At 44.2% G+C, this 25,793-nt stretch carries 24 protein-coding genes; 16 read left to right on the top strand and 8 right to left on the bottom strand.

Translation table 11 applies throughout. The features are described from left to right. Positions 1-100: 100 nt before the first annotated feature. Positions 101-2,422 carry a Tex family protein gene (locus KKOR_RS11665; RefSeq protein ID WP_015781336.1) on the bottom strand — a complete coding sequence of 774 codons (2,322 nt, stop codon included), beginning with the start codon at positions 2,420-2,422 and terminating at the stop codon, positions 101-103. A 284-nt stretch (positions 2,423-2,706) separates the two neighbouring features. On the opposite strand from KKOR_RS11665, the gene ompR reads away from it, so the two are divergent. Together ompR and envZ are read left to right on the top strand one after the other, a co-directional pair. Further along, positions 2,707-3,429 carry an osmolarity response regulator transcription factor OmpR gene (ompR, locus tag KKOR_RS11660; RefSeq protein ID WP_015781335.1) on the top strand — a complete coding sequence of 241 codons (723 nt, stop codon included), beginning with the start codon at positions 2,707-2,709 and terminating at the stop codon, positions 3,427-3,429. 49 nt (positions 3,430-3,478) lie between these two features. Further along, positions 3,479-4,783, top strand: a complete 1,305-nt coding sequence (gene envZ, locus KKOR_RS11655) for a two-component system sensor histidine kinase EnvZ (RefSeq protein WP_015781334.1) — start codon at positions 3,479-3,481, stop codon at positions 4,781-4,783. A 15-nt stretch (positions 4,784-4,798) separates the two neighbouring features. Here the strand turns inward: envZ and hslO are convergent, their stop codons facing one another. Beyond that, a complete protein-coding gene (gene hslO / locus KKOR_RS11650; protein WP_015781333.1) occupies positions 4,799-5,671 on the bottom strand; it encodes an Hsp33 family molecular chaperone HslO in 873 nt (290 codons plus the stop codon). 64 nt (positions 5,672-5,735) lie between these two features. Continuing rightward, positions 5,736-6,122: a ribosome-associated heat shock protein Hsp15 gene (hslR, locus tag KKOR_RS11645; protein WP_015781332.1), complete on the bottom strand. Its 387-nt coding sequence runs from the start codon at positions 6,120-6,122 to the stop codon at positions 5,736-5,738. Positions 6,123-6,262: 140 nt separating this feature from the next. Here hslR and KKOR_RS11640 point away from each other — a divergent pair, with 140 nt between their 5' ends. Genes KKOR_RS11640 through nudE form a run of 14 tightly spaced genes read left to right on the top strand, consistent with a single transcriptional unit; the run spans position 6,263 to position 19,065 of the window. Beyond that, positions 6,263-7,213 (top strand): type II secretion system protein N, encoded by a 951-nt coding sequence (locus KKOR_RS11640; RefSeq protein ID WP_015781331.1) that lies wholly within the window; start codon positions 6,263-6,265, stop codon positions 7,211-7,213. Between the two features lie 23 nt (positions 7,214-7,236). After that, positions 7,237-9,336, top strand: coding sequence for a type II secretion system secretin GspD (gene gspD, locus KKOR_RS11635; protein WP_143715066.1), 2,100 nt, complete (start codon positions 7,237-7,239; stop codon positions 9,334-9,336). Beyond that, entirely contained in the window at positions 9,336-10,871 is a 1,536-nt protein-coding gene (gspE, locus tag KKOR_RS11630) for a type II secretion system ATPase GspE (protein ID WP_015781329.1), read from the top strand. Before gspD ends, gspE begins: the two co-directional genes overlap by 1 nt. Next, complete coding sequence (gspF, locus tag KKOR_RS11625) at positions 10,871-12,094, top strand: type II secretion system inner membrane protein GspF (protein ID WP_015781328.1); 1,224 nt, start codon at positions 10,871-10,873, stop codon at positions 12,092-12,094. Before gspE ends, gspF begins: the two co-directional genes overlap by 1 nt. 19 nt (positions 12,095-12,113) lie before the next feature. Next, the gene (gene gspG, locus KKOR_RS11620; protein ID WP_015781327.1) at positions 12,114-12,584 is read left to right on the top strand and encodes a type II secretion system major pseudopilin GspG; all 471 of its coding nucleotides are present in this window, start codon (positions 12,114-12,116) and stop codon (positions 12,582-12,584) included. Further along, positions 12,553-13,203: a type II secretion system minor pseudopilin GspH gene (gene gspH / locus KKOR_RS11615; RefSeq protein ID WP_015781326.1), complete on the top strand. Its 651-nt coding sequence runs from the start codon at positions 12,553-12,555 to the stop codon at positions 13,201-13,203. Before gspG ends, gspH begins: the two co-directional genes overlap by 32 nt. Before the next feature lie 21 nt (positions 13,204-13,224). Next, positions 13,225-13,608: a type II secretion system minor pseudopilin GspI gene (gene gspI / locus KKOR_RS11610; protein ID WP_015781325.1), complete on the top strand. Its 384-nt coding sequence runs from the start codon at positions 13,225-13,227 to the stop codon at positions 13,606-13,608. Beyond that, positions 13,608-14,312, top strand: coding sequence for a type II secretion system minor pseudopilin GspJ (gene gspJ, locus KKOR_RS11605; RefSeq protein ID WP_015781324.1), 705 nt, complete (start codon positions 13,608-13,610; stop codon positions 14,310-14,312). The genes gspI and gspJ overlap by 1 nt, the downstream gene beginning before the upstream one ends. Positions 14,313-14,314: 2 nt before the next feature. Then, a complete protein-coding gene (gspK, locus tag KKOR_RS11600; protein ID WP_015781323.1) occupies positions 14,315-15,400 on the top strand; it encodes a type II secretion system minor pseudopilin GspK in 1,086 nt (361 codons plus the stop codon). 2 nt (positions 15,401-15,402) lie between these two features. Further along, the gene (gene gspL / locus KKOR_RS11595) at positions 15,403-16,638 is read left to right on the top strand and encodes a type II secretion system protein GspL (protein ID WP_015781322.1); all 1,236 of its coding nucleotides are present in this window, start codon (positions 15,403-15,405) and stop codon (positions 16,636-16,638) included. Then, positions 16,635-17,117 carry a type II secretion system protein GspM gene (gspM, locus tag KKOR_RS11590; protein ID WP_015781321.1) on the top strand — a complete coding sequence of 161 codons (483 nt, stop codon included), beginning with the start codon at positions 16,635-16,637 and terminating at the stop codon, positions 17,115-17,117. The genes gspL and gspM overlap by 4 nt, the downstream gene beginning before the upstream one ends. Then, positions 17,114-17,860 (top strand): type II secretion system protein N, encoded by a 747-nt coding sequence (locus tag KKOR_RS11585; RefSeq protein WP_015781320.1) that lies wholly within the window; start codon positions 17,114-17,116, stop codon positions 17,858-17,860. Before gspM ends, KKOR_RS11585 begins: the two co-directional genes overlap by 4 nt. Continuing rightward, positions 17,839-18,513: a GMP/IMP nucleotidase gene (gene yrfG, locus KKOR_RS11580; RefSeq protein ID WP_015781319.1), complete on the top strand. Its 675-nt coding sequence runs from the start codon at positions 17,839-17,841 to the stop codon at positions 18,511-18,513. Before KKOR_RS11585 ends, yrfG begins: the two co-directional genes overlap by 22 nt. Before the next feature lie 6 nt (positions 18,514-18,519). After that, positions 18,520-19,065 carry an ADP compounds hydrolase NudE gene (gene nudE, locus KKOR_RS11575; protein ID WP_015781318.1) on the top strand — a complete coding sequence of 182 codons (546 nt, stop codon included), beginning with the start codon at positions 18,520-18,522 and terminating at the stop codon, positions 19,063-19,065. A gap of 89 nt (positions 19,066-19,154) precedes the next feature. Here the strand turns inward: nudE and KKOR_RS11570 are convergent, their stop codons facing one another. The 5 genes from KKOR_RS11570 to gpmI all read right to left on the bottom strand — a co-directional run bounded on the left by KKOR_RS11570 (position 19,155) and on the right by gpmI (position 25,753). Beyond that, complete coding sequence (locus tag KKOR_RS11570; RefSeq protein ID WP_015781317.1) at positions 19,155-19,685, bottom strand: hypothetical protein; 531 nt, start codon at positions 19,683-19,685, stop codon at positions 19,155-19,157. A gap of 21 nt (positions 19,686-19,706) precedes the next feature. Continuing rightward, complete coding sequence (locus KKOR_RS11565) at positions 19,707-21,587, bottom strand: PKD domain-containing protein (protein ID WP_015781316.1); 1,881 nt, start codon at positions 21,585-21,587, stop codon at positions 19,707-19,709. A 190-nt stretch (positions 21,588-21,777) separates the two neighbouring features. Further along, positions 21,778-23,028, bottom strand: coding sequence for a S41 family peptidase (locus KKOR_RS11560; RefSeq protein ID WP_015781315.1), 1,251 nt, complete (start codon positions 23,026-23,028; stop codon positions 21,778-21,780). Between the two features lie 27 nt (positions 23,029-23,055). Continuing rightward, positions 23,056-24,159 (bottom strand): murein hydrolase activator EnvC family protein, encoded by a 1,104-nt coding sequence (locus KKOR_RS11555; RefSeq protein ID WP_228638641.1) that lies wholly within the window; start codon positions 24,157-24,159, stop codon positions 23,056-23,058. Positions 24,160-24,217: 58 nt separating this feature from the next. Beyond that, the gene (gpmI, locus tag KKOR_RS11550; RefSeq protein WP_015781313.1) at positions 24,218-25,753 is read right to left on the bottom strand and encodes a 2,3-bisphosphoglycerate-independent phosphoglycerate mutase; all 1,536 of its coding nucleotides are present in this window, start codon (positions 25,751-25,753) and stop codon (positions 24,218-24,220) included. Between the last annotated feature and the right edge of the window lie 40 nt (positions 25,754-25,793).

Here is a 25,793-nt window from a genome sequence, read left to right as displayed (position 1 = left end):
ACTACCTTCACTTCAGTAAAAGTGCAAGCAGATGTGCATTGCAATACTACTCATGGCAATGCTGTATTAAAAGTGTCAATTTGTAACCATTTTCGCGATGTTACTTTTTCAGTGCTGCGGCCAGCGCATCGGCAAAAGCACCCTGTGGCTTATTTTGACCACGCTTATTGGATTGGTTTCCTTTCATTGGGCCTTTTTTATGCGCCTTGCCATCGCGTTTCTGGGCTGGCTTGGAGGCTGCCTGAGCGTCAGGGCCAATCATTGAAAGGCTAATACGCTTACGTTGCATATCAACGTCCAGCACCCAAACTTTAACGATATCACCAGCTTTAACTACTTCAGCAGGGTCTTTGATGAACTCATTGGCCATCATCGACAGGTGAACCAGACCATCCTGATGGACACCAACGTCGATAAAGGCACCAAAAGCGGTCACATTGGTGACAACGCCTTCGAGCTCCATGCCAATTTTCAGGTCGTTCAGCGTATCGACACCATCTTTGAACTGAACCATTTTAAACTCTGGACGAGGATCGCGTCCTGGTTTATCCAGTTCTTTTAGAATGTCATTGACGGTATGCAAACCGAAGGTGTCATCGATGAATTCCTGTGCTTTGATTTGACGTAACTTATCAGAGTTACCCATAAGCTGATGAGCATCCTGCATTTCAAGCGCCTGCATCATTTTTTCAACCACTGGATAGGCTTCAGGGTGAACCGAAGAGCTATCAAGAGCGTTATCACCATCACGAATACGCAAGAAACCAGCTGCCTGTTCATAAGTTTTCGGGCCCATGCGCTCGACTTCTAACAATTGCTTGCGGTTATTGAAGCGGCCGTTACTATCGCGCCAGTTGACGATGTTTTGAGCAATGGTTTTGCTAAGACCAGACACGCGGGTTAATAGCGGCATGGAGGCCATATTCAAATCAACACCGACTGCGTTTACACAATCTTCCACCACACCATCCAGGCTTTTGGCCAATTGGCTTTGGCTCACGTCATGCTGATATTGACCTACACCAATTGACTTCGGCTCGATTTTGACCAGCTCTGCCAATGGATCCTGTAAGCGACGAGCGATTGACACGGCACCACGATAGGTGACATCCAAATCAGGGAATTCCTGAGCCGCCAGAGCCGATGCTGAGTAGACTGATGCGCCTGCTTCACTGACCATGATTTTCTGTAATTTGAGCTGTGGTGCCATTTTCATTAGTTCGGCTACCAGCTTATCGGTTTCGCGCGATGCGGTACCATTACCGATACTGACCAGTTGGACTTTATGCATTTCGCACAGATTTTGTAATTTGCGAAGTGATTGATCCCACTGATTTTGTGGAGCGTGTGGGAAGATAGTGGTTTGGGTCAGTAATTTGCCGGTTTCATCCACAACCACCGCTTTGGTGCCGGTTCGTAAACCCGGATCAAGTCCCATGGTAGTTTTGGCGCCAGCCGGAGCGGCCATTAATAAATCATGCATATTACGAGCAAAGATACGAATCGCTTCGGTTTCGCCAAGTTCGCGTACTTTGGCTAATAATTCCGTTTCGAGATAAAGATGCAGTTTGATTTTCCAGGTCCACAATACTACTTGCTGTAGCCAATGATCCGCCGCACGCTTCTGGTCTTTGATGTTGAAATGCTCAGCGACCATCGACACACAAGGGTCGGAGGCATCAGGATCTTTGATAAGATCCTGATTAGAAACCATTTGCAGACTTAGGATATTCTCATTACGGCCGCGTAATAAAGCCAGAATGCGGTGTGATGGAATAGTCTTAAAGGCTTCGTTATGGTCGAAGTAATCCGAGAACTTGATGCCTTCTTTTTCCTTGCCTTCGATCACAGTGGAGTGAATAAAGGCATTGTTCCACAAATAGTCCCGCAAGGTTTTAAGCAGATCAGCATTCTCGGCAAACAGTTCCATCAATATCTGACGAGCACCATCCAGTGCATCTTTAGTGGTTTCAATCTTGTGCTCTTCATTAAGGAATTTAGCGGCCTCGGCTTCAGGATCAAGTGTCGGGTTTTGCCATAAATCCATAGCCAGTGGCTCTAGGCCTGCTTCGCGCGCGATTTGTGCTTTGGTACGACGTTTGGGTTTATACGGCAGGTATAAATCTTCTAATTCACTTTTGGTAGTGGCCGCATTAATCGATGATTTTAATTCAGGGGTGAGCTTTTCCTGCTCATCGATGCTCTTAAGAATGGCGGCACGGCGGTCTTCCAGTTCGCGCAAATAACCTAACCTTTGCTCAAGATCACGAAGCTGAGTATCATCCAGCGCACCGGTAACTTCTTTACGGTAGCGCGAGATAAAAGGCACTGTCGAGCCTTCGTCAAGTAGGCGAACTGCCGCTTCAACCTGTTGCGGGCGAACATTTAACTCTTGAGCTATCTGTTGGTTTATTTGTAACATCTTGTTAAGTGCTTATTGGGGAAAATATGGCGGCATAGTATAGTGCTTCGGCACCTATGAAAAAAGAACAAAATGCCCAAGTCGACTTTGACCCAGCACTCAATGTTGAGTAAATAAGAGCCAAAGCACTGAGGAGCATAGCTAATTGTTTGTTTTAATGGTCAATTATTGATTCTGAATACACGATAGAAATACAAGACAATGAATAGTCTTTCTGTTAAAAGTTATTGATGAAACGGGGGCGCTTAGTAAAAAGCGCAAAAAAGTAGAAGGAATGTTGGGTTATGACTGAAGAAACTCCAAAAATACTGGTTGTTGATGATGATGTTCGTTTACGAAGTCTGCTAGAGCGTTATCTGAAAGAGCAGGACTTTATGGTCCGCACAGTTGAAAACGCTGAACAGATGGATCGCTTTCTCGAGCGAGAAAACTATCACCTGATGGTTCTCGATTTAATGCTTCCAGGTGAAGATGGTCTGTCTATTTGCCGCCGCTTACGCTCACAGAATAACCCTATCCCGATTATTATGCTGACCGCTAAAGGCGATGAAGTGGATCGAATTGTCGGCTTGGAAGTCGGTGCGGATGATTATCTGGCGAAACCTTTTAACCCACGTGAACTTCTGGCTCGTATTCGTGCAGTGCTTCGTCGTCAGGCCAAACATATTCCCGGTGCGCCGAGTAATTCTGAAACGGTGGTCAGCTTTGGTCGCTTTACTTTAAATCTGGCAACCCGCGAAATGACTGATGATGGTAATCCTATTTCATTAACCAGTGGCGAATTTGCAGTGCTCAAATCCCTGGTTGAGCATGCTCGCCAGCCCTTGTCACGCGATAAGCTGATGAATCTGGCTCGTGGTCGTGATTATTCGGCGCTGGAGCGTAGTATTGATGTACAGGTATCGCGTTTGCGTCGTTTGATTGAAGCCGATCCTGCCCACCCGCGTTATATCCAAACAGTCTGGGGCGTGGGTTATGTGTTCGTTCCCGATGGTGGTGAGGCCTGATTATCAGGTCTTACTCTGTTTTCCTTAAAAGTCTCATTCAATAGCTTTCATGCGTATTCTGCCTAAATCAGCTTTTGGTCGTATTGCCGTATTGGTCGGCTGCCTGTTGCTGATTAATCAGTGGGTTTCCTATCTGTCGATTTCCTGGTATGTGGCTCAGCCTTCGATGAAACAGTTGGTGCAGCTACTTTCGGCTGATGTGAAAACTTCACTGGAACTGCAGGCTTTGGAGTTTGATGGGAAAATTGATGGTTCGGTACGCCAGCAGATTATGGACAACCAGCGTATCCAGTTTATTTCCACGCGCATGGGTGAACCAAAGCAACTCAGAGAGGCGCGCCCATACAGTGTATTAACTGAGCAACTGGCCAAGAGCCTTGGGGTCAGTGAGTCGCAAACTGAAATGCGGGTCGAAGAATCAGACAACATTTATTATTGGATCAAGTCACCGCAACATACCAATGTCTGGCTCAGAATTGCGATGGATCCATTTGAAGGTTTCTACATTCATCCACCTGTGGTTTATATCTCAGTGATTTTGTTATTGAGTTTGTTGGGTGGCTGGATTTTCACCAAGCAGATCAGTCGGCCCTTACGCCGTCTAGAATTTGCTGCGCGGGAAATTGGTCGTGGTGACAATCCAGGACAGCTAAAAGAGGAAGGTCTTGAGGAAATGGTGACAGTGACTCGAGCCTTTAACCAAATGGCACGCAATGTGCAACAGCTTGAGCAGGATCGTAATTTATTGCTGGCGGGTGTTTCCCATGATTTACGCACGCCATTAACCCGTATCCGCTTAGCAACAGAGTTCATGGCTGAAGCGGACGACGAGTTACGCGAAGGTATTGTGAGCGATACCGAGGACATGGATCAGATTATTGATCAGTTCATTTCCTTCGTACGAGATGGTCGCGATGAGCGTGAGCAGCTGGGTGATTTAAATGCATTGGTAGAGGAGTGCATCAAATCAGTCCGTCTGCAAACGCAGGACATCAGTTTTGAACTAGGAAAATTACCTAAGCTGTATTTTAAGCCATTAGCGATGAAGCGATTAATCACTAACCTGATTATGAATGGGCTGAAATATGCAGGACCACCGTTAAAGGTGACCACCAAGATAGAGAGCAATATGATTCAGCTATCTGTATTGGACGAAGGACCGGGCATCAAAGATACTGACATGGAACATTTATTTCAGCCTTTCTCTCGAGGAGACTCAGCACGTAGTGGCGGTGGCTCCGGTCTTGGGTTAGCGATAGTTCGCCGAATTGCGGAAATGCATGGCGGCACGGTCACTTTGCATAACCGTGCCGAAAAAGGTCTTGAAGCGCGTCTACAAATCCCTCTTCACTGAGTCATTGTTTGTTAACTAGTTAACTGCTTCAGTTCCCTGATTAGTGGTGATCAACTGAGCGAGCTCCTGCTCAGTAAAGACTTCCTTTTTGCTGCAAAAATCACATACGAGCTCGATTTTACCGTTATGCTCTTCGGCTAATTGCATCAATTCCTGTGGTTCAATGGTTAGAAGGGCGCGTTCATTTCTCTCGCGAGAGCAGCTACATTGAAACTTGATGGCTTTTTCGTCGTAGAGAGTGACTTTATCCTGATGGTACAAGCGATGCAGCAGATCATGGTGAGAGAGAGTCAAGGCTTCCTCGTCAGTAATAGTGTTTGCCAAAGTTGTGACATGCTCAAAAGCCACTTTATTGTCTTGATCCTTATTATCTGAATTAGGCATAGCTTGCAGGAAAAGTCCGGTTACTCGGTCCTTACCAATAAATAACTTAATGTAAGTCGGCAGTTGCTCGGAACTGGTGAAATAATCTTCAAGGCATTCGGCTAAACTATCTTTTTCAAGCGAGACTATACCTTGATATCGATGGCCTTGCTCGGGCTCAATGGTAATTGCTAGGGTTCCGCCCTGAGCCCAGTCTCTAAAGTTGTAGCTGTTAATGTCAGGAGCCAGGGAATGCAGGACACCTCGAATATGACCATGGTTATTGCATTCGCTAACTAGCAGCTTGACTTGGGAAGGGCTTTGCAACTGTAGAGCTACTTTGCCTTCAATCTTAATGATATCAGCCATTAAAGCCGTAGCTGCAAGCGCTTCACCGACAAGGTGACGGAGGGTGCTTGAGTAATTGTGCTGATCAGAAATGGTCTGGAAGCTGTGTTCCAAGCTGATGATTTCTCCGCGCACGGGTAAATCAGCAAAGGTAAATCGTTGGATATGGTCGGGCATTGGTTCTCTCTAGTTACTCATTTAAATCTATGGTGATACTATGTAAATAGTAGTGTAAATCGTATTAGTCCTGATCCTGTTGCCGTAAAAAGCGATGGATCTGGCGACGTTGTTTTTTATCGGGTTTATGCTCGGAGTGCGGCATCGATTTTCTTTGTACCGCCAATTCTTCACGTTTTTGTATGCTATCTTCAGTCTCGCTATAGAGAGTTTGTGCTTCTTTGGCGGGACCACGCTGTTCTGATAGCCCTTCTACAATGACAGTTTTTTCAGCAAAACCTTGCCTGATTTTTATCGTCATACCGAGTTGAACCTGGCGGCTTGGTTTGCCTCGAACCCCATCGCAATGTACTTTCCCTCCTTCGATAGCGGTTTTTGCGAGCGCACGGGTTTTAAAAAAACGTGCGGCCCAGAGCCATTTGTCTAATCTCACATAAATGTCAACTGCCATCTTGAACCTTACTATTCTTTACAGTATCTTGCTTGCTTTCTCCGTCCCTGCATGGGAATATCTCGATTATAGGCGATCTTCAGGAAGGATGCCGAACAATTACGAGGGAACAATACGAATTTTCGTGACAACTGTAACTCATGAATCCTATAACTCATAAAATAAACCAGTTTGTGCAACAACGGGGTAGGTTGATTGCGCAGGTTCTAGCCGTCTTATTGACATTGCTAACCTTATATATAGTCGCAAAGTTGATATGGTTGTGGATTGGTTTTTTTCAACCACCACCACAAATAGAAACTGTAGCTATAAACCAACCCCAACAAACGAAACGTGCGGCTGTTGATGTCAACAAGCTGGTGTCTCTGCATGTCTTTGGTGAAGCCGGGCGGGTAGAAGAACAGGTGGTTCAGGCGGAAGAAACCCGCTTGAATTTGAAGCTTCTTGGCACCTATGTGTCAACTGATGCAGAATTATCGAGTGCTATTATTCAGGCCAATGCCCGGGATGAAAAAGCCTATTTCATGAACGACAAACTGGAAGTTAGCGGTAATGTCGTTTTGCATAAAGTTGAAACCTTGCAAGTTGTATTAAAGAATAATGGCCGACTGGAAACTTTGACTCTTGAAGAGCAGTTGGATCAGAGTGCGTTGTCAGACTCACAAAACAAAATGAAACCTGTAGATAGTAGCCAAGAGCGTACTATTGATAAGCGACGTGATAGTCGGCTATCTAGCGAGCTTTCAGAGATGAAGGACAAGGTCTTTACCGATCCTCAGTCACTAGCGGACTTAGCCAAATTTGAGCAGGTGGTAGATGAAAGTGGGGTTGTAACTGGTTACAAGGTGGCACCTGGTTCTGATCCAAGAATGTTTGCTCGTTTAGGCTTAAGACGTAATGACGTTATAAAATCAGTTAATGGTACGCAGCTCAATGAACAAGGGTTGCTGGGAATTGCCAATGAATTAACTAATACCGATTCCCTGGAAATATCAATTGAGAGAGATGGACAGCCCGTAACACTATTGTTGGGTTTGTCTGAGCTGTCACAGCAGCAAAAGCCAGATCCAAATGAGAGAAGAATCCAATGATACAGACACTCAAGAAATCCCGAATGAAACAGCTTGGTAATAACCTGACCATGGCACTCTGTGCAGCTGGTTTGTTACTGTCTTCATTTAGCGCCAACGCCGAAAGATTGAATGTCAGAGACGCCGATATTCGTGAAGTGGTTGAAACGGTTGCCAAGATAACCGGCAAAACGATGATCGTTGACCCGCGAGTCAAAGGTCTTAAAGTGACCATTATCACCGCGGGTAACGTTGATTACACCAAAGACCAAATTTATAACATTTTCGTGTCGGCGCTACAGGTACACAAGTTTCAGGCAATTGAAGCTAATGGAGTAGTAAAAATCATTCCAGATCAACAGGCGCGTTCGGAATATTCGCCGGTCAATGTTGGTAATTTGGATGATTATGGTGATCGTTATATTACACAAGTTATTCCTGTACAGAATGTTGATGCCCAGCAGATCATGAATGTATTGCGGCCATTAGTATCGCCCACTTCAGGTCATTTATTTGCAGTGCAAGGAACTAACACTTTAATTCTTCATGATTCAGCATCGAATGTACGTCGTATAACTGAAATTATTGATCGTACTGACAAAGCCAATGATGAAGAAATTGAGGTGATTCCGTTAGAGCATGCCTCTGCCAGCGAAATCGTACGAATTCTTGAAAGCTTAAATCGTAGTGGTCGTCAGCCACAAGGCAATGAAGTACAAGAGCCTCGCTATGTCGCTGATGAAAGAACCAATAGTATATTGTTGAGCGCTAATGACCGCCAACGTGTTCGTCTAAGAGCTCTGATTGGCAGCTTGGATCGTCCTTTGAATTCAATGGGTAATACCAAGACCGTATTTTTGAAGTACGCCAAGTCTGAACAGGTTGCAGAAGTGTTATCGGGCATTGGTGAAATCAAACAAAAAGAAGAAGCTGCTGCTTCGGGGCGCGGTGGAGCAGGTGCTGGTGGCGGCGTAGCTACTCAGCGATCTTTGTATAGCATTCAATCGCATGAAGAAACAAATGCTTTAGTGTTAACTGCGCCACCCGATATTATGCGCGAGTTTGACTCAGTAATTCGCGCTCTTGATATCCGCCGTAAGCAAGTTCACGTTGAAGCCATTATCGTTGAAATTTCAGATAACAAAGCAAAAGAACTTGGCATACAGTGGTTGTTTTCTCCTGAGGGAAGCAATACGACTCCAGGTGGCGTTGTGAACTTTACTAACACTGGCCCTGGTATTGGGCAGGTTGCTGCCGGTGCCATCTCCGCGCGCGGAACAGAGGAAGAAGTCTTTACTCGAGACCCTGAAACTGGCGAGATTACCGGAACTGAAACCCGACGTGTCGGGGGTGACAATGGTGCTGCGCTTGCAGAAGTGTTGGGCGGTATGCAAGGTCTTGGTTTGGGTGTTGCCAAAATTAGACCCGATGGCTTTAGTTGGGGTGCTTTTATTCGCGCACTTGAAGGTGTGACTGATTCAAATACTCTATCTCGTCCTAGTGTAACCACACTTGATAATGTGGAAGCTATTTTTAAATCTGGTCAGGAAATCCCGATTATTACCGGCTCGACATTAGGCGATAATAATTCAAATCCTTTCCAAAATGTTGAACGTAAAGATGTGGGTGTGATGTTAAAGCTAACCCCGCAAATCAATGAAGGCAATTATGTTCGCTTGGATATTGAGCAAGAAGTATCATCAATTGCTGGCTCAACCAATGTAGATGTTGTAACCAATAAGCGTGAAGTAAAAACATCTGTATTGGTACCGGATGGCGGCATGGTTGTTCTGGGTGGCCTGATTGATGACGATATTCAGCAAAGCTCGCAGAAAGTACCGATTCTAGGTGATATTCCAGTTCTAGGTCATGCATTTAAATCGCAACGTACCCAGAAAATTAAACGTAACTTGATGATTTTTATTCATCCGACTGTACTAAAGGATGATGCCGAGTTGCGTGAGTTAAGTAGTGCAAAATACAGCTATATTCGTGCCCAGCAAATTGAGCAGGCTAATCGCGGTATCAGCTTAATGCCAGAAGAAGAGACTGAAGTATTACCAACTTACGACGAAGCCTTAGTTTTGCCTCCTACTTATGAAGAGTACATGCAGGAGGAGAGTGAAGAGGCTGAAGAAAACTAATGGCTGAGCAAATGGCAACAGAGCATTCAAACGAAGAGTTAGCAACGGAAGGCAGTGCAAAAGATGTCGGCTTTCGTCCTTTGCCCTTTAGTTTTGCCCGCCGTCATGGGGTTTTTTTGATTAGAACCAATGATGTCATGCAGTGCTTTATGCGCGAAGGAACTCCACCGCAGGCGTTGCTAGAAGTTCGTCGCCATTACCCGCACCGTTTCAAAATTGAAAAGTTGGACGAGGCTGAATTTGAAAGCCGTTTGAGTGCTTTTTATCAGTCGGGAACTGCAGATGCGCGTCAGACTATGGAAGATCTTGGCGACGAAATGGATCTGTTCCGTTTAGCTGAGGAGCTACCAGAAACTGAAGACCTGCTGGAAGCAGAAGACGATGCTCCAATCATTAAACTGATTAATGCTTTATTAACCGAGGCTATCAAAGAAAACGCTTCGGATATTCATATCGAAACTTTCGAGAAAACTTTATCGGTTCGCTTTCGAGTGGATGGAGTTTTACGCGAGGTGTTACAGCCAAATCGCAAACTAGCCCCATTGTTAGTATCTCGTATTAAGGTTATGGGCAAGCTGGATATTGCCGAAAAGCGTATTCCCCAAGATGGTCGTATCGCTTTAAGAATTGCCAATCGTGCGGTGGACGTTCGTGTATCGACCATGCCATCTAGTTTTGGCGAGCGTGTTGTACTTCGTTTATTAGATAAAGAAGCCGGTCGTCTTGAGTTCTCACACTTGGGCATGGAGCCTAAGACCATGGAGCTTATGGGCGATTTGCTACACAAGCCTCATGGTATTATTCTGGTAACAGGTCCAACAGGTTCTGGTAAAACAACCACTCTCTATGCTGGCTTATCCCTCCTCAATAATTCGACACGAAATATTTTAACGGTTGAAGATCCTATCGAGTACCTAATCGATGGAATCGGACAAACTCAAGTTAACCCAAAAGTTGATATGACTTTTGCCCGCGGATTGCGTGCTATTCTGCGTCAGGATCCGGATGTCGTGATGGTTGGTGAGATTCGAGATCTTGAAACGGCGCAAATTGCTGTCCAAGCCAGTTTGACAGGTCACCTGGTTTTATCAACGTTACACACTAATACTGCAATTGGCGCTGTGACGCGTATGCAGGATATGGGGGTTGAGCCATTCTTATTATCAACCAGTTTGTTGGGTGTATTGGCGCAGCGTCTGGTCAGGGTGCTTTGTCCTGAGTGTAAAAAGCCAGCGCCTGCAAACCAGAAAGAATGTGAGTTGATGGGTTTTGATGCGACCAACCCTCCAACTATTTATCATCCGGATGGTTGCGAAAACTGCAATTATCACGGTTATCGTGGCCGACAAGGTATTTATGAGCTTGTCATCATTGATGAGCAAATGCGTACCATGATCCACAATAATAACAGTGAGCAGGATATGGAGCGTCATGCACGAAAATTGACGCCAAGCATCCGTGCCGATGGCCGTAAGCGTGTACTCGAAGGAATGACGACCGTTGAAGAAGTGCTGCGTGTTACGCGGGAGGACTAATGGCCGCGTTTGAATATGTAGCACTGGATGCTCGAGGTAAGCAAAAGAAAGGGGTTCTTGAAGCTGATACTCCTCGCCAAATTCGTCAGCAATTAAGAGAAAAAGATATGACTCCACTTGAAGTGGTGCATATTGGTGATGCGCAAAAAGCGCGCGAGAAAAGCTCTGGCGGATTCTTTAAGCCTTCCATTAAGGTTGCTGATCTTGCGTTGGTGACGCGCCAGTTAGCAACACTGGTAAAAGCTGCTCTGCCCATCGAAGAAGCGCTCAAAGCGGTTGCTGATCAAACTGATAAAGGCAAAGTCAAAAGCATTATTTTAGGTGTTCGAGCGAAAGTTCTGGAAGGTCATACTTTAGCAGATGGTATGACAGAGTTTCCTAATGTATTTAATGAGCTGTATCGTTCAATGGTGGCTGCTGGCGAAAGAGCTGGTCACTTAGACAAGGTTCTTAATCGGTTAGCGGATTACACAGAGCGTCGCCAGAAAATTAACAGCAAGGTATCGGCTGCAATGGTTTATCCCGCAGTATTGATTTTAGTTGCGGTTGGTGTTGTCTCCGGCTTGATGGTGTTTGCGGTACCAAAGGTGGTTGAGCAATTTACCCATATGAGTCAGGAGTTACCAGTTCTAACAAAGATTTTGATCGGTATCAGTGACTTTGTCATTAACTATGGCCTTTATACGCTGATATTGCTGATATTGATGTTCATAGGAATGCGTTACTGGCTTCGTAATGAGGACAATAAACGCAGATGGCACGCTAAGATCTTGAAAATGCCGGTATTTGGTCGTTTGTCGAGTAACCTCAACACAGCCCAGTTTTCCAGCACTCTAAGTATTTTGCATTCCAGCGGTGTGCCCTTGTTAGAGGCAATGAATATCGGCGGCAAAGTATTGTCTAACCTAAAGATGCGACAGGCTGTAGCGGAGGCTTCCGTGAAAGTTCGCGAAGGCACCAGCCTAAAAGTGGCGCTACAACAGTCTCGCTTGTTCCCTCCAATGATGATTCACATGATTGGCAGTGGCGAGGCTAGCGGTGAGCTGGAGCAGATGTTGCAGCAAGTCTCAGATAATCAGGAAAGCTTATTTGAAAACAGTGTCGATGTGGCACTCAATATTATGGGGCCGCTGATTATTTTAGCTTTGGGCGGCATGGTCATGTTTATTGTGTTGGCAATGATGCTGCCAATTTTCGAACTGACAAATTCTATTACAGGTTAATTATTTTTTCGGAGTTGAAATGAAACGTATATTGCGCAAACAGAAAGGTTTTACCTTAACTGAGATTTTGATTGCCTTAGCAATCGTTGCCATTATGGGTACCGTAGTGACATTAAGTTTATTGGGTAATACTGATAAAGCTAATTTGCAGAAGTTGAAGTCTGATCTAGGTACTATCGAGATGGCTTTGCAAAACTACAAATTGGACAATGGCTATTTCCCAACTACTGAGCAAGGTTTACGAGCCTTGATTGAGAAGCCTTCAACTAATCCAGTGCCACAGAATTATCCACGTAACGGTTATCTAGGCAGCCGTGCGATCCCTACTGATCCTTGGAAGCGTGAATATGTTTATATGCAACCAGGACGTAACCATGATTATGACCTCTATACTTTAGGTGCTGATGGTCGTCCGGGTGGTGACGGTGAGAATATGGACATTAGTCCTTGGAATGTACATGAAGCCAATTTCAACCGCGACAATCAGTAAGCAGTCTTTTAGACATCCCATTACTCAAGCAGGGTTCACCCTGCTTGAAATTCTTATAGCCCTGGCAATTGCGGGCATCATGTTGTCGGTGGCAGTAATCGCCTTTTCGGATAATGATGCGGCAAAATTGAAGAATAAAGCACATCAACTCTTTGGTCTGATACAGATTGCACAAGAAGAATCGATCATTCGTGGTATTGAGGTTGGGATTCGAGTCGAGCAGGATGGCTACAGCTTCATGATATATGACGGAACGCGCTGGAACCCATTGCAAGACCATCCATTGTTGCGAAAGGTTGAGTTAGATGAGCCTATTGAAATGTATGTCAATGTTGAAGGGCAGGAAGCTTTGCTCGGAAGCTCAAATGATGACGTGGTGAAAGGTGATGCAGAAAATGAACAGGCCGAGGACGAGCAAACCAATAAGGTTGAACCACCACAAATCTTCATTCTCTCCAGCGGCGAAATGAATGAGTTTACGGTGACTATTGGTTTAGACAGAGATGATGCAAGGTTTTACCGTGTGACCGGTAATTACTTAGGTGATGTCGAATTGACACCAGCCATCGAAGGGCATTACCGCCATGACTGGGACTTGGAACTGAATGAATCGTTTTAATAGGCAAGCTAAAGTAAATTAATGAAATCAATAATGGGCAAACGACAAAAAGGCTTAAGCCTGCTGGAGCTATTAATAGCCTTGGCAGTGTTTGCTATTTTTATTACGCCCATGTTAACTGGGTTGTATGCTGCCAGCGTGACCGCGATTGGCAATGCCAAAGAACGGACATTAGCCAGCTACATTGCCCAAAATCATTTGGCCGAGTTGCAACTTAATGATGAATGGCCTTCAGTAGGGCGTAAACAAGGGGAAGTTGAGTTTGTGGGCCAGGAGTGGCGTTGGGAACAGGAGGTTGCCAATACAGCGGATGAAAATATGCGTAGGGTGACTGTAGTTATTTTAACGGGAGAGCAGGGCAGCTTTTCGATGATTGGATTTGTCGGTAAGAAAGAGAAAGACTGATGAAAAGACTAGATTTAAAGCAGTCAGCATTTACTCTTACCGAAATAATGGTCGCGTTATTTGTATTTAGTATTGTGGTAGCAGGAGCATTACAGGTATTTACCTTTGTACAAAAAGCTTCGGATTCTAATGACAAACAAATCCAGAGATTACGTGAAGTACAAATGGCGGTTCGACAGTTGGAAGAAGATATCCGCTATCTGGTTCCACGAACACGTCGGGATGAGTACGGAGATACCTCGCCGCTTATTGTTGGCGAAAGCAATAGCGTCAATAGTTATCTGGAATTTACTCGGGCAGGTTGGCGAAATCCAGCAAAGCTACAGCGTAGCGAGTTACAACATTTAAAATATGAGTTTGTTGACGATGAGCTATTACGACACCATTGGCTGTATATCGATCCAGCACAAGAAGGACAGGAATTAACGCGAGTGATGTTAAAAGGCGTCAATGAGTTCAAGCTTGAATTTCTAGATCAGGAAAGCTGGAAAGAAGATTGGATCATTGACCGCGGCACTAAGGGCTCTATGCCACAAGCTATAAAAGTCACTATTTCATTACAAGATTATGGAGAGATTTATCGGCTATTTCCGTTAACTGATTTTAGTACTAGCGAGCGTGGTGATGACGGTAGTGGTGATGGCAGGAGTGGTGGTGAATCAGAACGCGATAATGACGGTAGTGATAACCGTGGGAGGCGTTAGACTTGAACAAGCGATCTTCTACAACAGTGTCAAAACAAATATGCAAAGCGAATCGTCAAGATGGCATCGCTTTAATTACAGTGCTAGTGATATTCAGCGTATTAAGTATTATGTCGATTCATATTTTATCTAATCAGAATATGAATAACCGTCGTACAGCTAATATTATTAACAGCTCTAAAGCCTATCAGTATATGTACGGCGCTGAGGAGTTTGCTAAAAGCTTGTTGCAGAATTATTTTGAAGAAAGTGAGCAGGAAAGAGTTCACAGAAACCAGCCCTGGGCACAGAGTCCTATGATGTTCCCTATTGAACAAAATATGGGGCAGCTACAAGGTTCTATAAAAGACATGCATAGCTGCTTTAACCTCAACAGCATTATTATGGAATCAGTGGCTCAGGCTGGAGGCCCCAATGATGAAAGAGAGGGCGAACAATTGGGTGGTTTACAGGTGGTAGAAGAGTCAACTGGCGATAGAAATAAAGTGCTACCAGGTCAAAAACTTTTTACCAAGTTAATTGAGCCTCTCATCGAAAGCGGAGAATCATCACCTCAAGCCTTAGCTACAGCTGTTCGTGACTGGATTGATGATGACCTTGAACCTAGCGGTATCGATGGTGCAGAAGATTATACCTATACCGGCTATACCAAGCCTTATCGGACAGGCAATACATTTATGGCCCACACCAGCGAGTTGATGGTGGTGAAGGGATTTGATGCTAATATTTATGACAGCATAAAAGATTATATTTGTGTGTTGCCCACTGAACAGGGAACCATTAATGTTAATACGGTGAAGCCTGAGCATGCAGAACTGGTTTGGATACTATTAGAAGATGTTGACCTGGCTACGGTTAGACAGGCTTTAGAACAGTTACCAGAAGATGGTTACGATGAAGCCACCTTTTTTGAGACTTTGGGGAGTGGTAAGGTGTCTCAAGATGGGCGCGGCAGATTAGTTTTTGATAGCCAGTATATGCAGCTAACTGCAACGGCAATGGTGCAAACTGGAAATGCTAAAGTGCAGTCATTACTGATGAAATCTGACAATGAATTTCAAGTGGTTGCACGCCACATTGGAGATTAGCAATGAAAGATCGATTATTTATTCGATTAAAAAGTGATGAAGAGTCTTTGGAGTGGGGACTCTTAACCTATGAGGAGTCTGTTCCTAAACTTAAGGAGCAGGGTGAGTTATTGCTGGATGATATGATTGCGCTTGCTGAACAAGCTAATCAACAGGAAGTCATACTGCTATTACCAGCCAGTCGAGTACGCTGTTTTAATGTTAAAGCACCAACACGAAGCCGTAAACAATTGGAAAAAGCCGTTCCTTACATATTGGAGGAGCAGGTGCTCGACAATGTAGAGCATCAAATGTTTGCTTTAGGTGGTGTTAACAGTAATGGGATGTTAGCTGTTAATGTTATTGATAAGGCCTACCTGTCCAGTGTACTTGAGCGGCTTAAAGAAGCAGCTATTGAGCCAGATTTTGCAGTTTCAGATGCCGCATGCTTACCATTATTTGAGGATGCGTGGACGTTATTAGAACATGATGATTCTGTTTTAGTCAGACAGTCTGCCAATGAATACTGGTCAACTGAAGTAGACATGCTGGAGGATTTAGTTAACTGGAATTTACAGACTCAATTTGAAGAAAATCAAACAGTCTCACAGGCAGCCCGAATTTATAGCCCTGACGAGCAAAGTGAATTGCTTTCAGGTGTTGCAGGATTAGCTATTCAGAAAATGTCAGTCGATAACAGCTTGGAATGGTTATGTAGTCAGTTTGATAATTCGTCGATCAATCTTTTACAGCAAGAGTTTTCATCGCAGAAGAAAAGCCAGATGAACTTGGGCCAATGGAAACTTCCGACAATTGCTGCTAGCGTTCTTATTGGAGTCGGTATCATTTATATGATTAGCCAAATGATTGTACTGGGTCAACAGAGAGCGAATTTAAAGCAGCAGATGTTGGTCAGTGTTCAGGAGGTTTTCCCTAATATCAATGATGTGAATACTGGATTGATACAAGTATCAAATCGTTTTTCAACTTTGGGGGGGGATGCTGCTTCATCGAATAGCTTTATGCTCTTATTTGATAGGTCATTGGCAGCAATTAACCCAAAAGAAATTAAAGTTTCTCAGTTGGAGTATTTATCGAGCCAGGCGCAATTAAGCTTTGATGTCGAAGCAGCTAGCTATACAACATTAACCGGTGCACAAAATAAATTAGAATCTTCCGGTATGCAAGTCGAGATGCGAAATGCATCAGAAAACGGCGGGGTTTGGTCGGCTAGAATATCTGTAGGAGTCAAACAATGAGCGCTATTAAAACTTTGTATTCTGGATTGCAGAAGCGCGAGCAGAATATGGTGTTAGCACTCGGGATTGCTATGACTATCTTGCTGGTTTTTTTGTTGGTTGTGTTGCCATTGAAAAGTTATTTTGACAATTTAAATGATGATTTAAGTTACTACGAAAGTCAGATGGTTACTGTTCAGAAGCAAGTCGCAGCGATTAAAAGTGCGGGTCCGGCAAAGGCCAATAATACTAATGTGTCTCTAAACCAGTTGGTTAATCAGAGCGCAAAAAGTTTTGGTCTTAGTTTCTCTCGAATTGAAGAGCGCGAACGTAATAAAGAGATTCAATTGCGGTTGGATGATGTCGAGTTTGACCAGTTACTGCGTTGGATTTCACTGTTAGAGCAGGAGCGCGGATTAGTTGTTGATACATTACGAGTTTCAAAAAAGGATACTGTGGGCAAAGTGGATGCTTCGATCAAACTGATTAAAGTTTCATGAAGAAATGGGTTTTAGGCTCCATAATTGGAGTTACGGTATTATTGATATTCTTGGTTGTCATGGCCCCGGCAAGAATCGTGTTGCCGTGGGCAACCAATGATCTGAAACAACTGACACTCAATCAGCCTTCGGGAACTATATGGGAGGCTTCTTTAGAGTCAATCACATATCAAGGTCGCTCGATTGAAGATATCTCCATTAAGACTAGCTTTTTCAATTTGCTGATTGGGAACCTAAGTTCTCATATTACAGTCAATGATAATGGCGTGTCTCTGGAGGGTGATGTCATCCTTAATAGCCAGAACATGGTTGTGAATAGTGCTCGTTACCAGATTGAAGCATCGAGCATTCTGGATTGGGTACAACTACCGATCACCGAGCTTTCGGGGCGTTTCATAGGTGACATTAATGGTATTGAATTAGCGACTAAAGAATTGAAAACATTAGATGCCAATGGCTATTGGCAGAATGCGGTAGTTGGCTATCCCAATTCGGTTCTTGAGCTTGGCGACATTCATTTCACTGTTGAGCGTACTGACAATGGCCGAGCATTACTAACTATTACCGACAACCCAGGAATACTAGATCTGAAAGGTACGCTTGAAGTCGGTTTCGATAAGCAGTATCAACTTGATGTCAGCACACAGACTGATGTTCCTTCAAATATTAAACAGTGGTTAACTCAGTTGGGTCGGACTGAAGACAACAGGATCCTTATTAAATGGAATGGTCGCCTGCCTTAACACAAAGCCAGTGGGATGAGCTTGAAGCCATTTTATTAGATATGGATGGTACTCTGCTCGATCTGGCATTTGATAATGATTTTTGGCTAAGGCAAGTGCCCAGGCTCTACGCTGATAAGCTGGCCATTGACCTTGAAGTTGCACAAAAGCAATTGTTTGATTTGTACCATGACTATAAGGGCACCCTTGAATGGTATTGTACAGACTTTTGGAGCGAGCAATTAGGCATCGATATCATCAAGCACAAGTATGATCTGGCACATAATATTGCCATTCGTCCGGGAACCCTTGAATTCTTGAATAAGGCAAAAGCTCATAATAAAAGATTAGTGCTGGTAACCAATGCTCATCCGGATACATTAGCGGTTAAAATGGATCGAGTATTAATAGCTAAGTACTTTGATGATATTTACTCTTCGCATCAATTTTCTCGGCCCAAAGAATCGCTCGATTTCTGGGCTCGTTTGCAACAGGAAATAAATATACCGTTGGACAAGTGCTTATTTGTTGATGACTCAGAAGAGATTTTAACGGTAGCGCAACAGTCAGGAGTTAAACTGGTCTTGTCGGTAAGCCAGCCTGACATGTCGCTACCGGTCAAAAGCGGTTTGAAATTCCCGAGCATTAATCAACTGAATGAAATTATTGGATAAGAATATATGCGTGAACCACCTAAAATCAAACGGACTAAGCTTATTGCGCAGACGCGAATTTTTGGTGTGGAAGAAATGGAGCTTGAGTTTTCTAATGGTGTTTTCCGTATTTATGAAAGGCTGAAAGCAGGCAAACATGGCGCTGTGATGATATTGCCGCTGTTAGATAAAGACACCATGCTTCTGATTAAAGAATACGCCGCTGGGGTCGAGCGCTATGAACTGGCCTTTCCTAAAGGCTTGGTTGATGCAGGTGAAAGTAGTGAGCAGGCGGCGAATCGTGAGTTACAGGAAGAGGTTGGTTACGCGGCAAATCATCTTCAAGTGTTGCGTAAAGTTAGTTTGGCCCCAGGTTATTTAAGTCATCAAATGGACATTGTTGTAGCAGAAGGGTTATACCCAAGCAAACTGGAAGGGGATGAGCCAGAGCCGATTGAAGTGGTTGAGTGGAAAATTAATGATATAGATAAACTTTTAAAGGTTGATGAGTTTAGTGAGGCTCGCAGTATTGCGGCGCTGTATTTATTGAAAGATTATTTAGCTCAATTATGATAATTCATCAGGTTACAAAAAAACAGTGAGCAATTGCTCACTGTTTTTTTGTGATTGAAATAGTAAGTAAGAAAAAGCTTTACAGAATATCACTTTTCTTCAGCGGGCATCGAGATTACCGTTTCGCCATCTTCCTGCTGTTCCAGTCTGCCATTAATCTCTAGATATTCACTGACAGGTTTGTCTCCTGCAACGATCTGAATCGCTATCGGCTTCTCATATGCTACTGACAGTTCTTTTGCGAAAATAGTAACCAGGTGAATGCCTTCTTCTTGTGGGATAACTGTAATAACCAGTTCTTCGGATTGCTGCTTCGAGGTTTCCGCTTGGAAGGTGAGCTCCTTGCTACTGGTTGTTAGCAGCTTGTCAGTAGTTTGTAGTCGTGCGATAACATCTTGTTTGTTATTCACCGATGACAGATGGATTTGAACAGCTTCACCAACAGCGACGCGCTCCTTGCTTATGCGATAATTGATAGCAATATCGTTACCAGGTTTTCCTGGGCTTTGGTAAGCATGACTGGTTTTGCTGGTTTCAGTTTGGTTGGCACAGGCAGACAGAGACAAAATACCCAGTACCAAGCTACTAATAAACGTTAATATTGTAGTTAGAGATTTCATAATATGTGCCTTAATTTTGTGTTAGTTACTAATAAGCTGAGCGTCATAACAGGCAGCAGCAATGTTTGTCCCACCTGAGTCATAAGCGAGGGTATCAACAACGTATATTCCCGACTGAAGGTTTGTTGTAACGTTGACCACGCCCGTACCGCCATCCTGATTAAAGGCGATCAGAGAGCCTCGGGAGTAAATATACGCATCAACATCATTGGCAGCGTTTGGCGTAAGTCGAAGTGTGTAACTGCCAGATGTTGATATGTTCAGACGCAAAAATCTGTGGTTACCCAGCTTGTTTCTGTCACTGCCATTGGTTGTATTAGTGCAGACTTCAACTGCGGAGTTATTAGGGCTTATGGTTACATAAACCGGAAGGTTATTAGTATTACCACCATTATTTAACTCGTTACTTCCCCAGATATCCATATTGGTGACTATATTTTGTTCGTTGACTAAACTATTTATTTGGGTTGTTTGGCCAGGATTATTGTCTTTGAGGTAAGTAATAAAGCTGAAAATACTAGTAAAAGCTTCGGTATTTTTTTGCTCATTAATAAGAACTTCATAAATAGGAGCTAATCCAAGGTTTGCTGTGTCGTCAGTAAGGCCATCATAAATGTCGTACAGTATCGCTTGTACAGAGCTTTCATTAAACCAACCTTTATTTGAGACATTGTTATTTTCGACATTGATTGAAAATCCTTGAGACTGATTTGAACCAAGGGAGTCTCTATAGAAAGGATCGTCCGTTACGATACCTGCCCAGGCATTACCAAATCCTTCGCCAAATGCAACTCGCATATCTAGTCGGTCACCGCCAGAATGAGAGCCACCAATGCTGTCCGAGCGAGCCAGATTATCTTCGAAATAGTGCCCCCATTCGTGAATAATTACATGACCATCATATTCGTCGGTATCAGTATTTTCCGCTCCCAGCAAATAGATTTCTCCATTACTATAAAATGAGGTGCCGATCTGGCCCTGAGTTCGGTCGCCTGACTGAGGAATATTATTAACACTCCAGTTAATGCTTAAGGTTGGCAAATTAATGCTACCGTCCACGGCCTCAAGTTTTATTATTGTCTCGTAAACACGATCGAGTATATGAAACGGAGCTGCTGCACGAGTAGAGGTGTAGCTACTGCCACCCCAACCTGAGGCTGCATTCAAATTCAGTGTCTGGTTGGACGCTCCTGTTGAGAATATCGCGGAGTCAAGCACGTAGAGGGCTTTGCTATTAGTATTGTCAACTACTCGGGTGTTCCAACTCGGTGAACCAGATTTGGTTAACTCAGCGCGAACACGAATCCTGACGTCGGTTAAAGAAGGTAAGTTAAAGCTATAATTTCCGTTATTGTCCGTTTTAGAGCTGGCTATAACGGAGTTGCCTTGCAACGCCTGGATAGTCGCCCCACGCACAGGATCTTTGGTGGTATTGTTGTAATCCAGTCCATTAGTGGACGTGTTATGAGGGACGTTATCATAGGTGACTTTACCTGAAACAGTGACAGTTTCGGGGGCATTTTCCGTGTTAACTGTGATGACCACATCGTCACTGTCACTTGCTCCGTCATCATCGGTAACGGTTAATCGCAGCGTAATTTGTAAACTTGAGTTCGTGGCCGGTGCAGTAAAGCTGGTTGCTGCAGTATTGGTAGAGCTTAGGGTGACATTTGTTCCGTTAATTTGGCTCCAGCTATAGCTGCTTATGGTTCCATCACTGTCAGTGCCTGAACCATTCAATTCAACCAGTTCACCTTCAGAGACAGTAATATCAGCCCCGGCACTGGCAGAAGGAGATTGGTTGGTAGGTGTCTGATTGTCAGAGTCACCATCACTGCCACCACCACAAGCTGCCAGTAAGGCCAAAAGAGTGATAATAAGAGTGCCACGAATAATCTTCATTGATATTCTCCAAAGATATGGTTAAACCAAGGGTAAACTATGTATTCTTTATAGAATATGAACAAACACATGCTATTTGTAAATACTAAAGGGTTAATACCAGCTTATCAGACTTAGTGTGAAGGACAGTAGAAAATAAGAAAAGTACTATTAATTCAATAAGATGGGGTTCTGGGATGTTCTTGAACAGTCAAAGGGGCTTTGAGTGCATGAGTTGAATTAGGTGTTCGAAGGCCGACATCACCTGACTATCACTTTTGTAGTCACTCAATACCTGACCAGCGCGAGTGGAAACTGGGCCGTTCTGTGCTTTTTCAATCGGTTGAAATTCAACTGAAATATCAGGGCTAATACCAGAGTCCTGAATCGATTTACCATCAGGCGTATAGTACAAGGCGGTAGTAAGCTTTACTGCATTTCCACCATGGACTGGTAAAATGGTTTGCACCATAGCCTTTCCGTAAGAATCTGTGCCGATGATAGTCGCTCTGTGATGATCCTGTAAGGCGCCCGCAACAATCTCAGAAGCAGAAGCGGAGCTACCGTTGATTAATATAGCCATGGGTTTGCCGCGAAGGATATCCCCTGACGTTGCAGTATAAGATTCATTACCTTCAGGTAATCGACCTTTAGTCGAAACAATCACTCCGCCATTTAAAAATAAGTCACTGACCTCTATCGCACCATCCAATAAGCCACCAGGATTGTATCGCAAGTCTAGGATAAACCCAGCCAATGGTGCTTTATTTTGTTTTTCCATTGCGCTAATTGCTTTGCTCAGGTCATTGGCCGAGCGAATTTGAAATTCATTAATATGAGCATAACCAATCTGCTGCTCAAGTAGCTGATAGCGCACACTGGTGGTATGAATAATTTGGCGAGTAATGGTAATGTTTTTGGTCTTATTGGCATTAGCCTTTATGACGTTGAGGGAAACTTTACTGCCGGGCGGGCCTCGCATTAGTTCGGAGCCTTCGACATCTGACATGCCTTTTGTTGAGATGCCATTAATATCAGTGATTATGTCGTTGAGCTCAAGTCCTGCCTCTTCCGCAGGCGAGTTCTGGATAATCGCCATAACTTTGATACCTTCGGGTAAGTGGATGGCTTCAATACCGATGCCAGCGTAATCACCGGTAGCACTTTCTTCCAGTTGGGCAAACTCTTCAGCATTCAAGTAACTAGAGTATGGATCGAGATTATGTAGCATGCCTCGAATGGCGCCGTCGAGAATTTCTTTATCGGTCAACTCGTGAACGTAAGATTTTTTTATTTCAGCGTAGACATCAGCCAAAGCCGCTAGCTCATCTAAGGGCAGAGTTTCGATAGAGTTTTGTGGGGAGGCTTGTTGTACTGGAGCTTGCTCATCAGGGTGTTCTGCCGCTCCAATGAGTGGGCAGGTAGCTAACCAAAAGATTAAACAGTACACCATGTGATTCATAAGTTTCCCTCAGTACTCATCGTAGAATTATTTGATCCAGCTTAATGGGTTTTGTGGTTTGCCTTTATATCGAATTTCGAAATATAAGCCAGGTTCTGAACTGCCGCCACTTCTCCCCACGGTTGCGACAGGCTCACCTGCTTCAACCCAGTCCCCAGTGGATTTAAGCAAACTCTCATTCTGTCCATATAGTGATAAGTAGCCTTGACCATGATCGATAATAACCATTAGTCCAAACCCGCGCAACCAATCTGCAAAAACGACTTGTCCATTATAAATCGATTGCACACTTTGGCCAGATGATGCATTAATGACTATACCGTTCCACTTCACTTTGTTTTCAAATTTATTACTGCCAAAGCGATGTTCAACGGATCCCTTAACTGGCCAGTTAAGCTTGTTTTTGTGTTTTGCTAATCCTTTGAGAGACTGCTTGGGAGCAAACTCTTCAAGGGTTTGTTGCAGTGAGGAAATGATTGACTGCAATTCTTGCTCGTCTTTACGAAGCTGTGCCAGACGCGTATTTTGATTTTGGTATTCTTGCTTGAGCTGTTTGAGCGCATCTGTTTGTTGAGATTTTAAAGAAAGCTGCTGCTCAACTTGTTGCTTTTGCTTTGTTTCAAGTTCAGTTAACTCAAGTGTTTTAGAGTTAATCTGTTGTTCAACCTGCTGTAGTTCTTGTAAGGTTTTTTGCAAAGCCTCAATGTCGCGAATGCGTGCTTCGTTGAGGTAGCGGTAATACTGCAACATACGGGAGATTTTTGCTGGGTCTTCTTGATTCAAAAGAAGCTTAATGTATTCTTCCTGACCTGCAATATAGGCACTTCTTAACTGAGAAGAAAGCTGTTTTCTTTGCTGCTCTTTAAGGATGTTTTTTTCGGTTTTCTGCTTCTGCAGTTTGTTAAGTTGATTTTTGTTCTGTGTGATTTTGCTTTGAGTGTCGCGTAACTCCTTGCTGACCGCTGAGAGTTTAACGTCAATTGCTTGAATCGCTTTTTCGGTGTCACTCTGCTGGCTACGGTTTTCAGCTAAACGTTTTTGGAGCTGGCTAATAACTTGTTTTAATTGCTGCAGTTCCTGCTCTGCACGTTCCTGATTTTGTGCAGCTAGCGCAGAGGATGAAAAAAACAAAGTCAACGCCAGCAGTAGACACCGTGGCGTTGATTTATGAGAAAATAAAACCAAAAAATCAGTTAACTTCAAAAATTGGGCGCCCCGTCATTTCTTCAGGAATGGGTAAGCCCATCAAGGTTAACATGGTTGGAGCTAAATCAGAGAGAACTCCATCACTGACTTTAATCATCGCTTTTCGGCCGACATAAAGAAGAGGAACCGGTTCGTTGGTGTGCGCAGTATGAGCTTGGCCAGTTGAGGCATCAGCCATTTTTTCGGCGTTGCCGTGGTCGGCTGTAATTAAAGCTTCACCGCCCACTTTTTCCAGCGCATCTACGATGCGGCCGATACAAACGTCTAATGCTTCAATGGCTTTGACAGTAGCATCAAAGTTGCCGGTGTGGCCTACCATATCAGGATTAGCGAAGTTGCAGATAATCACGTCATAGCTTTGGTTTTCGATAACTTCAACTAAATGGTTCGTGACCAGGGCGGCATTCATTTCTGGTTGCAGATCATAAGTTGCGACCTGCGGTGAGGGGATGAGCTTTCGAACTTCGCCAGCAAAAGGTTCTTCACGACCACCATTAAAGAAGAAAGTCACGTGAGCATATTTTTCAGTTTCTGCAATGCGTAACTGTTTCTTACCGAGCTTCATCAGGTGCTCACCTAAGACATTGGTCATGGCAATCGGAGGGTAGGCGACGCTTGCAGCTATATCGGAAGCATATTCCGTGAGCATGACAAAGTCGGCCAGTTGTGGGCGAACCTTGCGTGAGAAGCCATCAAAGTCATCATTGACAAAAGTTTTGCTTAACTGGCGTGCTCGGTCTGCTCGGTAGTTCATGAAAATGACGCTGTCGCCATCTTCTATAGCTGCGGGTTCACCGATGGTGGTGGCTTTTACAAATTCATCATTTTCATCACGCGCATAAGCGGCTTGTAAGCCAGCGGCTGCATCATCAGCATGATAAGTGGCTTTGCCTTCCGTCAGCATCGCATAGGCTTCCTCGATTCGTTCCCAGCGATTGTCGCGATCCATAGCAAAATAACGGCCAATGATACTGGCTATACGCCCCACGCCCTGTTGCTTACAAACCTGATTCATTAATGTCAGGCTGGCTTCGGCACTGCGAGGTGGCATATCGCGGCCATCCAGAAAGGCATGGATATACACTTTCTTTGCGCCGCGTTGATGACACAATTTTAGTGCTGCGTGAAAGTGTTGCTCGTGACTGTGCACGCCGCCTGGCGAGAGCAGTCCCATCAGATGTACAGCCTTATTCTGCGCAACGGCTTTATCGATTGCTGTAACTAACGCCTGGTTTTCAAAAAAGTCACCGTCGACAATGGCTTTACTGATCCGGGTGTAATCCTGATAAACCACCCGGCCTGCACCTAGGTTTAAATGGCCTACTTCGGAGTTGCCCATCTGTCCGTCAGGTAGACCAACGTCGGTACCAGAGCCGGAAATGAGCGTATGGCTGTATTGCTGCCAATACTTGTCCCAGTTGGGCGTATTAGCAGCCATGATGGCGTTATCGGTCGGATCTTCACTGTAGCCCCAGCCATCAAGGATGATTAGGGCCATTGGTTTAGGCGTATTGCTCATGGAATCTTGAATTAGCTTGCTAAAAGTTGGCGCTATTGTA

The organism is Kangiella koreensis DSM 16069 (assembly GCF_000024085.1).
GTDB classification, from domain to species: domain Bacteria; phylum Pseudomonadota; class Gammaproteobacteria; order Enterobacterales; family Kangiellaceae; genus Kangiella; species Kangiella koreensis.
This window is presented reverse-complemented; position numbering and strand designations above follow the sequence as displayed.